This is a genomic window from Streptomyces mabaensis, from assembly GCF_053763515.1.
This window is the reverse complement of sequence record NZ_JBSOPZ010000007.1, coordinates 178,317-192,155: the sequence shown is the minus strand read 5'-3', so window position 1 is coordinate 192,155 and position 13,839 is coordinate 178,317. Positions and strand designations below refer to the sequence as shown.

12 protein-coding genes are annotated in these 13,839 nt (G+C 71.2%); 9 read left to right on the top strand and 3 right to left on the bottom strand.

Going from position 1 to position 13,839, the window contains the following annotated elements:
- Positions 1 to 6: 6 nt before the first annotated feature.
- From ACWV17_RS08725 to ACWV17_RS08700, 6 genes are all read left to right on the top strand, one after another.
- Complete coding sequence (locus tag ACWV17_RS08725) at positions 7 to 477, top strand: hypothetical protein (protein WP_455359195.1); 471 nt, start codon at positions 7 to 9, stop codon at positions 475 to 477.
- Positions 474 to 1,670 carry an MAB_1171c family putative transporter gene (locus tag ACWV17_RS08720; protein ID WP_455359194.1) on the top strand — a complete coding sequence of 399 codons (1,197 nt, stop codon included), beginning with the start codon at positions 474 to 476 and terminating at the stop codon, positions 1,668 to 1,670. Before ACWV17_RS08725 ends, ACWV17_RS08720 begins: the two co-directional genes overlap by 4 nt.
- Entirely contained in the window at positions 1,664 to 2,581 is a 918-nt protein-coding gene (locus tag ACWV17_RS08715; RefSeq protein WP_455359193.1) for a DNA-binding protein, read from the top strand. Before ACWV17_RS08720 ends, ACWV17_RS08715 begins: the two co-directional genes overlap by 7 nt.
- A 7-nt stretch (positions 2,582 to 2,588) precedes the next feature.
- Entirely contained in the window at positions 2,589 to 3,065 is a 477-nt protein-coding gene (locus tag ACWV17_RS08710; RefSeq protein ID WP_455359192.1) for a DUF3574 domain-containing protein, read from the top strand.
- 97 nt (positions 3,066 to 3,162) lie between these two features.
- Entirely contained in the window at positions 3,163 to 4,773 is a 1,611-nt protein-coding gene (locus tag ACWV17_RS08705) for a serine hydrolase (protein ID WP_455359191.1), read from the top strand.
- A gap of 120 nt (positions 4,774 to 4,893) precedes the next feature.
- The gene (locus ACWV17_RS08700; protein WP_455359190.1) at positions 4,894 to 7,113 is read left to right on the top strand and encodes an NADP-dependent isocitrate dehydrogenase; all 2,220 of its coding nucleotides are present in this window, start codon (positions 4,894 to 4,896) and stop codon (positions 7,111 to 7,113) included.
- Positions 7,114 to 7,195: 82 nt separating this feature from the next.
- Here ACWV17_RS08700 and ACWV17_RS08695 read toward each other — a convergent pair whose 3' ends face one another.
- Both ACWV17_RS08695 and ACWV17_RS08690 read right to left on the bottom strand, forming a co-directional pair.
- Positions 7,196 to 7,675, bottom strand: a complete 480-nt coding sequence (locus tag ACWV17_RS08695) for an Lrp/AsnC family transcriptional regulator (protein ID WP_455353985.1) — start codon at positions 7,673 to 7,675, stop codon at positions 7,196 to 7,198.
- A 248-nt stretch (positions 7,676 to 7,923) separates the two neighbouring features.
- Positions 7,924 to 8,352: a hypothetical protein gene (locus ACWV17_RS08690; protein ID WP_455359189.1), complete on the bottom strand. Its 429-nt coding sequence runs from the start codon at positions 8,350 to 8,352 to the stop codon at positions 7,924 to 7,926.
- Between the two features lie 428 nt (positions 8,353 to 8,780).
- On the opposite strand from ACWV17_RS08690, the gene ACWV17_RS08685 reads away from it, so the two are divergent.
- The 3 genes from ACWV17_RS08685 (at position 8,781) to ACWV17_RS08675 (ending at position 12,844) form a co-directional block, all read left to right on the top strand.
- Positions 8,781 to 10,274, top strand: a complete 1,494-nt coding sequence (locus tag ACWV17_RS08685; protein ID WP_455359216.1) for an FUSC family protein — start codon at positions 8,781 to 8,783, stop codon at positions 10,272 to 10,274.
- 177 nt (positions 10,275 to 10,451) lie between these two features.
- Positions 10,452 to 11,699, top strand: coding sequence for a nitric oxide synthase oxygenase (locus ACWV17_RS08680; RefSeq protein ID WP_455353983.1), 1,248 nt, complete (start codon positions 10,452 to 10,454; stop codon positions 11,697 to 11,699).
- A 68-nt stretch (positions 11,700 to 11,767) separates the two neighbouring features.
- A complete protein-coding gene (locus ACWV17_RS08675; protein ID WP_455359188.1) occupies positions 11,768 to 12,844 on the top strand; it encodes a lactonase family protein in 1,077 nt (358 codons plus the stop codon).
- A 43-nt stretch (positions 12,845 to 12,887) separates the two neighbouring features.
- Here the strand turns inward: ACWV17_RS08675 and ACWV17_RS08670 are convergent, their stop codons facing one another.
- Positions 12,888 to 13,811: a sirohydrochlorin chelatase gene (locus ACWV17_RS08670; protein WP_455359187.1), complete on the bottom strand. Its 924-nt coding sequence runs from the start codon at positions 13,809 to 13,811 to the stop codon at positions 12,888 to 12,890.
- Between the last annotated feature and the right edge of the window lie 28 nt (positions 13,812 to 13,839).

The following is a 13,839-nucleotide window of genomic DNA, read 5'->3' as shown; positions in this document are numbered from 1 at the left end:
TGGGGCATGGAACACGGTTGCGGCATCGACGAACTCCACCGCTACCTGAGCGAGCAGCGCCGGCGCCCCATCCACCTGATTTCGACGCCCTTCCCCGAGCCCCATCTGTTCGGCATCTGGCTGAAGATGGACGACTACGACGTCATCGTGTTCGAGAAGGCGGCCTCACCCGCGCACAAGGAACACATCATCGCCCACGAACTGGCCCACATCGCCTTCGAGCACCGCGGGTCCGTGCAACTGGATCAGGGTGACTCGGGCCGGCTGCTGTCGGACGTCGACCCCGCGGCCGTACGGGGCATGCTGATGCGCTCCCGCTACAGCGACGACGAGGAGCAGGAGGCCGAGACGATGGCCTCGCTGATTCTGGCGCGGGCCACGAAGCGATGGACCGAACCGGCCTGGGGAGTCCCGGAAGAGGCCGCCGAAATCGTCGCTCGTATCGAGAACGGTCTCGGCAGACCGGAGCAGGCGTGAGTCTGATCTACGGAGTCCTCGCGTGGATCTGCGCCGTCGTCGGTCTCGCGGCGTTCGGTTACCGGCTTCCGGATCTGGTGCGCAGAAGACATGACATCGCTCTATGGGCCCTGTGCACGTACTTCCTCTGTTCCGGCATCAGCTTCCTGGTCGACCTGGACCTTCTCCGGCTGCACATCTCCGGCTTCTTCGGGCTTGCGAACATCACCTCACTGATCACCCAGGTCGCGGTGGTCGTGCTCACCGCGGCGCAGCAGGTCGTCCTCGTCTACTGGTCGTCCCCGCCCGCCGAGGCCCGGCGCATGGCGCGCCGCCGCGTGCTGTTCTTCGGCGCCGCCCTCTGCGTATTGGTGATCGCGTCCTTCCGTGCCGGGCCGGTGGCCAAGTCCGAAACGGCGACGTCGACGATCCTGCTCAGCATTCAGGACGGCGAGTACGCGCTGTACATGTCCTTCTACCTCCTGATCTGCGCCGTGGGGCAGTTCGAGACCGTGCGGTTGTCGCTGCGTTTCACCAAGATGGCCAACCGCCAATGGCTCGCGGTCGGGATGCGCACCGTGACCGTCGGCGCCGGGCTCATCCTGGTCTACTGCGTCACCCGGGGCATTCAGATCGCCGGCACCAGGCTGCACTTCGACGGATCGGGCCTCGACCCCATCCAGTGGACGAGCGGCAGCATCGGGGCCCTGCTCCAGATCACCGGCTGGACCATTCCGTCCTGGGGAATCCACATCACCCGCGCGCGGGGCTGGATCCGCAGCTACCGTTCCTATCTCCGGCTGCGGCCCCTGTGGTGGGCGCTGTACGAGGCCTCCCCGGACATCGCGCTGGACCCGCCCCGGTCCTGGCCGCGTGACCTCGTCCCGCCCCGGGACCCGCACTACCGCCTCTACCGGCGTGTCATCGAGATACGCGACGGGCAGTTGATGCTCCGCACCTCGCTCTCCCTCGCGGACTTCTCCCGAGTGGCCCGCGCCCTGGAACTCCCGGAGGACCCCACCTCACCTCTGGGTGAAGCGCTGCAGATGCGTGCCGTGCTAAGCCGTCCGGCCGAGGAGAGAGCCGAACAGGCCGACGCGTCGGACATTCCCGCGCGACCGCCGTACGAGGACTTCCGCGAGGAGGTGGAGTGGCTGACCGAGGTGGCGTCCTCGTTCACGGCCCTGGGCCAGGGCCGCAGGCCGGCATGCTGATCCCCCTGGCCCTGCGCACCATCCAGCGCCTCGTGGCCCTCGATGCCGCGCACGGCGCGACGGCCGCCGTGCCCGCCGTACGCGAGGCCGTACAGCGCATCCCGGAACTCGTCGCCGATCCCAGGAGCCTGCGCGGCCAGGACAGCGACCTGCTCGCGGTCCTGGCCGAGCTGTGCGAGGTCATCGGCTGGATCCTCTTCGACGCGGGCTTCCACCGCGGGGCCCACCGTATGAACGCGCGGGCGCTGGCCCTGGCGGAACTCTGCGGCGACCGCTGGACGGCGCGGCTGGTGCTGCTGAACCACAGCATGCTCATGGCCCATACCGGACACCCGCGGGCCGCACTGGAGGCCGCCCTTCGCGCGACCGGACCGCGCGCCCTCCCCGCCAGGGTCGCCAGCCTCGTCCTGATCCGCCAGGCGCACGCGATCGCCATGCTGGGCGACCGCGGCGAGCCGCTGGAACTGATCTCCCGCGCCCAGAGCCGGTTCCTGGACGGCATCTCGCGTCACGATCCGCACTGGGCCTGGTGGATCGACCAGACCGAGCTGCTCGGCCACCAGGGCTGGGTGCTGGCCAGACTGCGCCAATGGGACCGGGCCGTCCCGCTCCTGCACCACGCGGCCACCGCCCCCGGACCTTCCTACCGGCACCTGTTCACCGCGGAGCTCCTCTCGGCCCTGGCACGGGCCGGCGCCTGGAGAGAAGCGGAGGAACTCATCGCGGACGTCGCTCCCCGCGCCGCCCGCATCGGGTCCGTACGGACGACCGCGACACTCGGCAGGACGGCGGCAGGCCTGCGCCGGTCCGATGCCGCACCGGCGTCTCTGCGGGACGCGGCAGCCTTCCTGCTGGAGTCCCTGCCCAGCTCGGCGGCCCGGACCGATCTCCCCACCAGGAACAACAGATAGGGACCCCATGCGCCACATTCGGATCTCGACGCCCGCGGCCGCCGTCTTCGCTGCGGTCCTGCTCCTCTTCGCTTCCGGCGGGCCGGTGTCCGACGTCGCCTTCGACACACCTGCCGCCTCGGTGGCGACCCGGCAGACCGCCGCCGAGCAGGGCAGCCCGTATGTGTCGACACATCTCTATTTCGGCACCGGCCGTCACCACGGCAGCCCGCCCATCTCCGACGAGGAGTTCATGAAGTTCGTCGCCGACGTGGTCACGCCCCGTTTCCCGGCCGGACTGACCCTTCAGGAGGGCCGCGGCCAATGGCGCGACAAGGACGGTGACATCAACCGCGAGCGATCGTACGAGCTGACCGTGCTCTATCCGGTGACAGAGGCTCAGGCCCGGGACGCCGACATCGAGCACATCCGCCGCCTGTACTGCGAGATCTACGACCTGGAGTCGGTGGGCCGCGCCGATGTCCGGGCCCGGGCCGACTTCTGACCGGCCCGTGGCGTGTGGCCCGTAGTCGTGGGGGCTCCTGCGGAGGACAACGTTCCGCCGCGGGCGTTGAATGGAAGCTGTGCATACTGCGAAGGGCATGCGACTCCGCCGGAGCCGCGCGCTCGCCGTAACAGGCCTGGCCGCGCTGCTGACCGGGGCGACGGCCCCGAGTTCGGCCGCCGTCGCGCCGGGCCCGGCAACCGCGCCCTCCGCCCCGCAGGCACCCCCGCCCCAGCCGCCGCCGCAGCTCACCAAGGCCGACGTGGACGGGGCCGTCGGCAAGCTGGACGGGGTCGTCGAGAGCCTGATGAAACGAACCGGCGTGCCCGGGGCGGCGGTGGGTGTCGTATACAAGGACCGGGTGGTCTACCTCAAGGGCTTCGGCGAACGACGGGTCGGCCAGGCAGCCGAGGTCGGCCCGGACACCGTGTTCCAGCTGGCGTCCCTCTCCAAGCCGCTCGCCTCCACCGTCGTCGCGGGCGCCGTCGGGGACAAGGTGGTCAGCTGGGACGAACGGGTGGCCGAGCACCTTCCCGGCTTCGCCCTCAAAGACCCCTGGGTGACCGGTCATGTCACCGTCGCGGATCTGTTCTCGCACCGCAGCGGCCTGCCCGACCATGCCGGTGATCTGCTGGAGGACCTCGGCTACGACCGTACGTACATCCTCAGCCACCTGAAGTACGAGCCGCTGGCCCCGTTCCGCGCGAGCTACGCCTACACCAACTACGGTGTCACCGCGGCCGCGGAGGCCGTCGCCCGCGCCAAGGGCGTCAGCTGGGAGAAGCTCTCCGACGACACCCTGTACAAGCCGGCCGGGATGGACTCCACCAGCTCCCGCTTCGCCGACTACGAGAAGGCGTCGGACAAGGCCGTTACCCATGTGAAGACCGATGACGGGGGCTGGCAGGCGAAGTTCGTACGGGACGCGGACGCCCAGGCACCGGCCGGCGGCGTCAGTTCCACGGCCCGCGACATGACCCGGTGGCTACGGCTCCAGCTGGCCAACGGCAAGCTCGGCGACCAGCAGATCATCGATGCCGAGAGTCTGGAGCACACCCACCTGCCCGAGACGGTCTCCCAGCCGCCGGCGGCCCCGGCCGGCCGCACCGGCTTCTACGGGCTGGGCTGGAACGTCGGCTACGACGACCAGGGCAGGCTCCGCCTCAGCCACTCCGGCGCGTTCGCGCTCGGCGCCAACACCAATGTGACGATGCTGCCCGGTGAGCAGCTGGGCATCGTCGTCCTCACCAACGGCGAACCGGTCGGGGTGGCCGACGCCGTCGCCCTCGACTTCTTCGACACCGCCCAGAACGGAAAGCCCACCGCCGACTGGCTGTCCCTGGCCGGCGCGGCATACGCGCAGGAGGAGCAGGCCGCGAAGTCCCCCACCAACTACGCCGATCCACCGGCGAGTCCGCGGCCCGCCCGCGCCGACCGCGTGTACACCGGGACGTACCACAACACCTACTACGGCAAGCTCGTGGTCACGGCGGACAAGGACGGGCTCACCCTCCGGCTCGGGCCCGCACCCATGAGCTTCCGGCTCACCCACTACGACGGCGACACCTTCAGCTTCGCGACCACGGGGGAGAACGCGGTCGGCCGCACCGGCGTCACGTTCACTCCCGGTGAGCGTGGGGCGCTCGCCGAGAAGGTCCGTATCGAGTACCTCGACCAGGACGGCCTGGGCACCTTCACCCGCGGGTAGGCCGCCGCCCCGTACCCGGTCGTGCTCGCGCAGGCGGAAAGACCGGGCCCTGTCGAGAGGGGGGCGGTCACGAGATATCTTGATGTCGAGCAATGTTGCAGACGTGGAGCGGAGCACCCGGTGACTGACTCGACCATCATCTATACGCACACTGACGAGGCCCCGGCCCTGGCGACCCATTCGTTCTTGCCGGTGGTCCAGGCGTACGCCTCGACGGCCGGCGTCAGCGTGGAGACCCGTGACATCTCTCTGGCGGGGCGGATCATCGCCGGCTTCCCCGAGCGCCTCGAGGAGAGCCTGCGCGTCGACGACGCGCTCGCCGAGCTGGGTGAGCTGGCCAAGACCCCCGGCGCGAACATCATCAAGCTGCCGAACATCTCGGCCTCGATCCCGCAGCTGAAGGCGGCGATCGCCGAACTGCAGCAGCAGGGCTACGACCTGCCGGACTACCCGGACGACCCGAAGACCGACGAGGACAAGGACGTCCGCGCGCGGTACGACAAGGTCAAGGGCAGTGCCGTCAACCCGGTGCTGCGCGAGGGCAACTCCGACCGCCGCGCGCCCGCGTCCGTGAAGAACTACGCCAAGGCCCACCCGCACCGCATGGGCGCGTGGACGTCCGAGTCGAAGACGAACGTCGCGCACATGGACGCCGACGACTTCCGCTCCACCGAGAAGTCCGCCGTCATCGCGGACGCCGGCTCCCTGCGCATCGAGCTCGCCGGGGACGACGGCAGCACCACCGTCCTGCGCGAGTCCGTTCCGGTGCTCGCGGGCGAGGTCGTGGACGCGTCCGTCATGCGCGTCGCGGTCCTGCGTGAGTTCCTCGGCGAGCAGGTCGCCCGCGCCAAGGCCGAGGGCGTGCTGTTCTCGGTGCACCTGAAGGCCACGATGATGAAGGTCTCCGACCCGATCGTCTTCGGTCACGTCGTGCGCGCGTTCTTCCCCAAGACGTTCGCCGAGCACGGCGAGGCGCTCGCCGCGGCCGGCCTGAGCCCGAACGACGGACTCGGCGGCATCCTCAAGGGCCTGGAGTCGCTGCCCGAGGGCGCGAAGATCAAGGAGTCCTTCGACGCCGAGCTCGCCGAGGGTCCCGCGCTGGCCATGGTCGACTCCGACCGCGGCATCACCAACCTGCACGTACCGAGCGATGTCATCGTCGACGCCTCCATGCCGGCGATGATCCGCACCTCCGGTCACATGTGGGGCCCGGACGGCCAGGAGGCCGACACCCTCGCGGTCATCCCGGACAGCAGCTACGCCGGCATCTACCAGGTCGTCATCGACGACTGCCGCGCGAACGGCGCCTTCGACCCGGCGACAATGGGCTCGGTGCCCAACGTCGGCCTGATGGCGCAGAAGGCCGAGGAGTACGGCAGCCACGACAAGACCTTCGAGATCCCCACCACCGGCACGGTGCGGGTCGTCGACGGCGGCGGCAACGTCGTACTCGAGCACGCGGTGAGCGCCGGTGACATCTGGCGCATGTGCCAGACCAAGGACCTGCCGATCAAGGACTGGGTCAAGCTCGCCGTCACCCGCGCCCGCGCGACCGGCGACCCGGCCGTGTTCTGGCTCGACGAGGGCCGCGCGCACGACGCGAACCTGATCGCCAAGGTCAGGACGTACCTGGCCGAGCACGACACCGACGGGCTGCAGATCGAGATCAAGTCGCCGGTCGACGCGATCGCGTTCTCCCTCGACCGTATCCGCCGCGGCGAGAACACCATCTCGGTCACCGGCAACGTGCTGCGCGACTACCTGACCGACCTGTTCCCGATCCTCGAGCTCGGTACCAGCGCGAAGATGCTCTCCGTCGTCCCGCTGATGAACGGCGGCGGACTGTTCGAGACCGGCGCCGGCGGCTCCGCGCCGAAGCACGTCCAGCAGCTGGTCAAGGAGAACTACCTGCGCTGGGACAGCCTGGGCGAGTTCCTCGCCCTCGCGGTCAGCTTCGAGCACCTCGCTCAGACCACGGGCAACGCGCGCGCCCAGGTGCTCGCCGACACGCTCGACCGCGCGACCGGCACGTTCCTCAACGAGGACAAGTCGCCGAGCCGACGGCTGGGTGGCATCGACAACCGCGGCAGCCACTTCCACCTGGCGCTCTTCTGGGCCCAGGAGCTGGCGAAGCAGACGCAGGACACGCAGCTCGCGGAGGCGTTCGCCGCTCTCGCCAAGACGCTGTCCGAGCAGGAGCAGACAATCCTCGACGAGCTGATCGCGGTGCAGGGCTCGCCGGCCGACATCGGCGGCTACTACCAGCCCGACGCTGCCAAGGCCTCGGCCGTCATGCGTCCGTCGAAGACCTTCAACCAGGCCATCGCGACCCTCGGCTGACCGAAGTCCGTCCGCCCCCGTTCCGCCCCGACCGGCACCCACGCCGGCCGGGGCGGTCCCGTCCCCGGTCTTCGGCCGACCGTCACTGCTTGCGTGCCGCCCGGCCGACCGCCTCCACCAGCGGCAGCAACCGGTGCGGCACCCGCTCACGCAGGGCCACCTCGGTACGGGTCCGGACCACCCCCGGGAGCTGGATCAGCCGCTGGATGACGTCCTCGAGATGGCCGTTGTCGCGCGCCGCCACCCGCGTCAGCAGGTCCCCGCCGCCGGTGATCGAGAACGCCTCGATGATCTCCGGAACCTCCGCGAGGGCATCACCCACCTCGTCCAGGTGCCCCTGGGTGACCTCGATATGGACGAACGCCAGCACCGGATGGCCGAGCGCGGCCGGCGACAGAGCCGGGCCGGTGCCGGTGATCACACCGTCCCGTTCCAGCCGGTCGAGGCGGGCCTGCAGAGTGCCGCGGGCGATGCCGAGCAACCGCGCGTACTCCCGCACGCTGGTGCGCGGCCGCTCGATGAGCAGCCGCAGAATCCGGGTGTCGAGCTCATCGACCGCCATGATCCGCCGGCCCCTTCTGGTCGTGGTGAGGTGGAGCCACCATCGTCGGCCATGGTGACGGGCCATCGTGACGATCGCCGTCTCGCTGCGACAGGGGATCTCGCGGATACTGCAGACGGGTGCGTGAACATCTCCTTCGGCCCACCCCTGCCCGCGCGCGGGAGCGGCTGCACGGAGGTTGGGCGCATGGCAGACCAACGGAGCGGCGAGGAGGACCCCCGCCCCGGCCTCTCCCCGGGGGGTTCGGGTCACGTCCGCAGGCGGACGCTCCTGCTGGTCCTCTGTTCGTCGAAGACGGCCACCGTCGTGTCGACGGCGCGCCCGAGCGCGCTGTCGAAGGTCTCCTGGAACGGCTCACCCGTAAGGGCGGGAGCGAAGGCCCCGGTGACATGGCCGCCGATACGGCTCGGGTCCGGATGGGACCAGCGGATGCCCTTCGGATCGAACGCGACGACGTAGCCGACGTCCGCGTCCTTGCGCATCCGCTCCGCGCTGGGCTGCAGCACCGCGCTGGGATCGGCGGACCGCATGGCCGCGGCGGTGCCCGGGGCGTCCCTGAAGGCGACAGCGACCGACAGCGACCGGTCCAGCGCCTCCTCCGTAGACCGGCGCTGTGCCTGGACCACCAGTACCGCGAGTGTCGCCGCCGCCAGAACCAGCGCTGCGGCCGCCTGCAACAGGAACACCTGACCGGCGACGCTGCGAGGGCCCCAGGCTGCGAAGCGGCGGAGTCGGCCTGGTGGAACCTGTCGGGCATACCAGGGCGTTTGCATACGTCTCAGTCTTGTCGACGCGCGAGGGCGCGACCATCAGGCAGCCCGGCGACGTCGTGCTGATGGTCCGTTGGCATCGTCCTGGTTGATCCATAGCCGTTATTGCTGGACCAATGGCTCACCTATGAGGCGCCGAGTTGAACCACAGTGTCACTTGATGCTTCCCTGGCTGTATCCATGTACAAACGGCGCCGCGCAGCGCCGGACGGCAACGAAGCCGGATCCGGACGGCGGCGCCTTCGCCGTGCCTGCAAATCCCGTCCCCCACCCGGGGCGGTGAGCGGCCGGCGCACGCACCACTGCGAGGGGGGCGGCACACCGCCGTGAAGAGGATGCTCGTGGCTCCTGATCCGGGGTACCTGAGGCTCAGGAACTCGCTGCGCGCCGTCATCGGCGTCGGGCTCGCCGTTGCGGTGGCCGAGCTGTGCGGACTCTCGCTCACCGCCTCGATCACGGGCGGCCTGGCGGCCCTGCTCGCCCTCTTCACCGTCACGGACGGGGGCGTGCGCGCCCAGCGCGTGACCACTGCCCTGCTGCCGATGGCCGGATTCCCGGTTCTTGCCCTCGCGACCACCCTCCACGGCCTCAACCTCGCCCGTGACGCGGCCTTCATCGCCGTCGTCTTCTGCGGGGTCTACGCACGCCGCTGGGGTCCGCGCGGACACGCGCTCGGGATCTTCGCGTTCATGAACTTCTTCGTCACGCAGTTCCTGCACGCCGTGCCGGGACAACTGCCGGAGTTGTACGGAGCCGTCGGCCTCGCTCTGGCCGCTGCCGGCCTGGTGCGCTTCGTACTGTGGCCCATCGAGCGCCACACGCCTCCCCCTGCCGCGCCGGCGGGGCTGCCCGGGACGGGACTGGCCCGGCCCACCACCCGGCAGGCGTTCCAGGCCGCTGCCGCGTGCGCGGTTGCGCTCGCCGTCGGTCAGTTCATCTCGCACGACCGCTGGTACTGGGCCGTCGGCACCGCCTGGTGGATCTTCGTCAACACGACATCGCGAGGCGAAACCCTGGTCAGAGGCTTCCGGCGGGTACTTGGGACGGTCATCGGGATCGTCGTGGGCCTGCTGGTCGCCGTGCCACTTCAGGGGGCGACGGTGCCGACAGCCGTACTGGTCGCCCTCTGCGTCTTCGGCATCTTCTACACCGCCGCCGTGTCGTACAGCTGGATGATGCTGGCGGTGACCGTGATGGCGGGCCTGCTCTACGGCCTGCTGGGCGTACTGGACGCGAATCTGCTCGTACTCCGTCTGGCCGAGACGGCCGTGGGTGCGGTGTGCGCCGGGCTCGCCGTGATCATTGTCCTGCCGGTGACCACCCATGCCACCAACCATGAATGGATCCAGCGAGCCCTCCGGTGCGTTCACGCGTGCACGTCCGAGGCTGCCGCCCGCCTGGCGGGCGTGGCCGGCGCGGACCCGACGCCCCACGCTGTCGAACTGGAGGTGCTGCTCGGACGCGTGAAGCTGTCCTTGACGCCTCTGGTCCACCCGCTCAGCCCGTACCGTGCACGTAAGGCACGCGCCCGCCGGGTGCTTGCCCTGCTCGACGAGTGCGCCCAGGAAGTGCGCGGGCTCGTCTCCGTGGCTTCGGACCCGGAGGCCGGCCACGACGCTCGGCTCGCGGCCGCGTGCTGGCGTGTCGAGGCCGCGGTCGAAGCCCTGACTGCCCCCAGCGGTGACTGGATGAGGGCACGAGAGGGGGCTGCCGTGCCGAGCGCCGTTCCGCCCGCCGGCGCGCCCGCGCTGGTCCATGTGCACGGGCTGGAGAGGCTGCTCGCCGAATTGGACGAGCCTCTGAGGACGTCTCCCCGCTCGCGACTGTGAGCTCCTGACCTGCGGCATGGACAGCAGGTGCTTGAATGAGGCACTTTCATCCGGCAACTACAGGTTCAGTGGGCGCGCACACGGGGTAACCCGGCGGAAACACAGGGGTGTTTCCCGCGGGCCGTGGGGGAGCGGGCAGCGCGTCGTCGAAAGGCCCGCTCAATTTGGGGGTGTGCGATGCGGAAGTTCCTGCGCCGAGCCGGCCGGGTGCCCAGACTCTCGGAGATCCCGGCACCGGTACCGCCACCGGTCCCGGCGCACTGCCCGGCGGGCCATGGACAGCCACGCGCCGAGGAGGCCGCCGGCGGCCGCGGCCCGAAGGACATGATCCGGGCCGCAGAGGAGTTCATCACGCTGTACCACCGCGAGGAGCCCGGCGCGGGCGACCCCGCCCGCAGGCTCGCCGCGATCCGCGCCGAGATCGCGGCCACCGGTACGTACCGGCACACGCCCGGGGAGCTGGCGCACGGCGCCCGGGTGGCCTGGCGAAACAGCAACCGCTGCATAGGCCGGCTGTACTGGCACTCGCTGCGGGTACGCGACTGCCGGGACCTCACCGACGCGGAGGACATCGCCCGGGAGTGCGCGGCGCATCTGCGCGAGGCCACCAACGGCGGCCGGATCAGACCGCTGATCACCGTGTTCGCGCCGGCCACCCCCGGCCGCCCGGCTCCGTACATCTGGAACGAGCAACTGGTCCGCTACGCCGGCTACGACACCGGCACGGGCAGCGTCGTCGGCGACCCGCGCAACGCCGGGATCACGGCGGCCGCGCAGCGGCTCGGCTGGCCGGGCGGCCCCGGCACTCCCTTCGACGTACTGCCGCTCATCGTGCAGGGCAGCAACGACAAGCCACGCTGGTTCGAGCTCCCGCCCGACGCCGTACTGGAGGTGGACCTCGACCACCCGGAGGACCGCTGGTGCGCCGAGTGGGGGCTTCGCTGGCACGCCGTCCCGGCGATCGCGAACATGTGCCTGGAGATCGGCGGCATCTGCTACCCGGCCGCGCCGTTCAACGGCTGGTACATGGGCACCGAGATAGGCGCCCGCAATCTGGCCGACACCGACCGTTACAACCTGCTGCCGCGGATCGCCGAGCACCTGGGGCTCGACACCTCCAGTGACCGCTCGCTGTGGAAGGACCGGGCCCTGGTCGAGCTGAACCGGGCGGTGCTGCACTCCTTCGACCGGGCCGGAGTCACCGTCACCGACCACCACACCGAGTCGGAGCGCTTCCTCACCCATCTGGACCGGGAGCGGCGGGCCGGCCGGGAGGCGAGCGCCGACTGGTCGTGGATCGTGCCGCCGATATCGGGCTCGGCGACACCCGTCTTCCACCGGACGTACGACACGGTCGAGCGGCATCCCGCGTACGTCCACCATCCCGAGGCACACCTGCGTGCCCAGGGCGGGGAGTTGGTCTAGACCGCCTGCTACCGTCGGCCCGACGGACATGATCCGGAGGCCATCAGCCGGCGGAGAGGGGCAGTGCGGTGAGCAGCGAGGACGCCACGCGGGCATTCATCGGGTCGTACACCTCGGCGGGCGGGCGGGGCGTCATCACCGCCGCCGTCGACCCGCGGACGGGAGCGCTGACCCCGCTCACGGCGACCGATGCCGTGGCGGACCCGTCGTTCCTGGCGCTCGCGCCCGGCGGGGCGGTGCTCTACGCGGTGAGTGAGACCGCCGACGGTGCGGCCGCCGCCTTCCGCGTGGCCGGGGACCGGGCCGACCCGCTCGGTCCGCCCGTACCGGTGGGAGGCTCCGCCCCCGCCCACCTGGTACGGATCGGACGGCACCTGCTGACCGCCAACTACGGTTCGGGAAGCGTCTCCGTGCTGCCGGTCCATCCGGACGGCGGCCTCGGCGAGGCCGGCTCCGTCCTGCCGCACCAGGGCTCCGGCCCCGACCCGGAGCGACAGCGCGGACCGCACGCGCACCAGGTGGTGTCCGACCCCTCCGGACGCTGGGTGCTCGGGGTGGACCTCGGCACCGACTCGGTACGGATCTGCGTACTCGACCCGGACACCGGCGTGCTGCGGCGGCACGGCGAGACCGCCCTGCGGCCGGGCACCGGGCCGCGCCATCTGGCCTTCCACCCCGACGGGCGCCACGCGTACGTCCGTGGCGAGCTGGCGCCGACGCTGACGGCTTGCCGCTGGGACGCGGAGGCCGGCGTCCTGGAGCCGCTGGGCGAGACACCGGTGCTGCCCGGAGGGGCCAGGGGGGCGGAGGGGGCCCGGGGCAGGCCCTATCCCTCGGCGCTGGTCGCGTCGCACGACGGCCGGTTCCTGTGGGCCGCCGTCCGCGGACACGACTCGATCGCCGTCCTCGCGCTCGACGGCAGCGCCGGCGGCGGCAGGGTGGACAAGCCGGTCCTGGTCACCACCGTGGACTGCGGCGGCCGGTGGCCGCGCGACCTCGCCCTCGACCCCGCCGGACGCCGGCTGTACGCGGCCAACGAGCGCTCCGGAGACGTCACCTGGTTCGACATCGAGGAGCGGACGGGCATCCCCCGGCGCGCGGGCTCGATCGAGGCGCCCGCGGCGTCCTGCATCGTCCTTGCCTGACGGACCTGCGCGGCGGGCCCGCCGCGCAGGTCCTGTCCGGGCGTCAGCGGACCGGCGCGCCGCCCGACGGCTGCGGGGCGATGCCCAGGACCGTCGTGTACTGCGCGAGCGCGAGCTTGCCGATCGCCGGGTAGGCGCCCAGCACGTCCGCCGAGGCGCAGTCCGCCTCCTTGACGGCGCTGTCGAGCAGCCCCTCCGTCACCTCGGGACCGATCACATACGGCGCGAGCGCGAGCTGCACCGAACCGGAGCCCCGCAGCTGATCGGCGATCGCCGCCACCGAGCCCTCCTGGTCCAGCGCCGCGGCCATGACCGGCACGGCCAGGCGCGCGGCCAGCAGCATCCCGGTGATCCCGGCCGCCTGGACGGCCTCCTCGCCGCCCACCGTGGCCAGGATGATGCCGTCGGCCGCCGTCGCGACGGTGAACAGCCGGGCACGGTCGGCGCGGGCCAGACCGGCCTCGGAGAGGCGGACGTGCAGAGCCTCGGCGAGCAGCGGGTGCGGACCGAGCACGTCGGACAGCTCGACCGGGGCCTGGCTGTCCATGACCGCCTGGCGTATACGGCGCATCAGCGCGTTGTCCGGGCCGGCGAGCAGCGGCACCACGACGCCCACCGGACCCTCGGGGTCGGCCACCTCCTGGCCGGCGGCGCGGGCCCGCTCGACGCGGGCGGCGCGCTCGGCGGCGGCGTGCGCGAGGACGGTCTGGAGCGTGGGGTACTCGGTGTCGTCGCCCTCCAGGTAACCGATACGGGCGTCGAGGCCGGGCAGCTCGGAGCGCGCGATGCTGATGGCTTCCTCCGCCAGGCAGCGCGTGGCGGTGCCCGGCGTGCCGGGGACGGCGAGGACCAGAGCGGGCGCGCCCTCAGGAGCCACCACGGGTTCCGGGCGGCGGTGCCGTCCGGGCTGGCGAGGTCGCGGCATTCGTACAGGCAGGCCGGATGCGGGCCCAGTGGGGGAGCTCATGGCGTCGCATGCTACTGGTTTTGTGTGC

What these genes read in the sequence shown, in the direction of transcription:
- ACWV17_RS08695 (WP_455353985.1), bottom strand. Translation starts at nt 7,675, where the DNA reads ATGGCGGTCGATGAGCTCGACACCCGGATTCTGCGGCTGCTCATCGAG.
- ACWV17_RS08685 (WP_455359216.1), top strand. Translation starts at nt 8,781, where the DNA reads ATGCTCGTGGCTCCTGATCCGGGGTACCTGAGGCTCAGGAACTCGCTG.
- ACWV17_RS08725 (WP_455359195.1), top strand. Translation starts at nt 7, where the DNA reads ATGGAACACGGTTGCGGCATCGACGAACTCCACCGCTACCTGAGCGAG.
- ACWV17_RS08705 (WP_455359191.1), top strand. Translation starts at nt 3,163, where the DNA reads ATGCGACTCCGCCGGAGCCGCGCGCTCGCCGTAACAGGCCTGGCCGCG.
- ACWV17_RS08715 (WP_455359193.1), top strand. Translation starts at nt 1,664, where the DNA reads ATGCTGATCCCCCTGGCCCTGCGCACCATCCAGCGCCTCGTGGCCCTC.
- ACWV17_RS08670 (WP_455359187.1), bottom strand. Translation starts at nt 13,811, where the DNA reads ATGAGCTCCCCCACTGGGCCCGCATCCGGCCTGCCTGTACGAATGCCG.
- ACWV17_RS08680 (WP_455353983.1), top strand. Translation starts at nt 10,452, where the DNA reads ATGCGGAAGTTCCTGCGCCGAGCCGGCCGGGTGCCCAGACTCTCGGAG.
- ACWV17_RS08710 (WP_455359192.1), top strand. Translation starts at nt 2,589, where the DNA reads ATGCGCCACATTCGGATCTCGACGCCCGCGGCCGCCGTCTTCGCTGCG.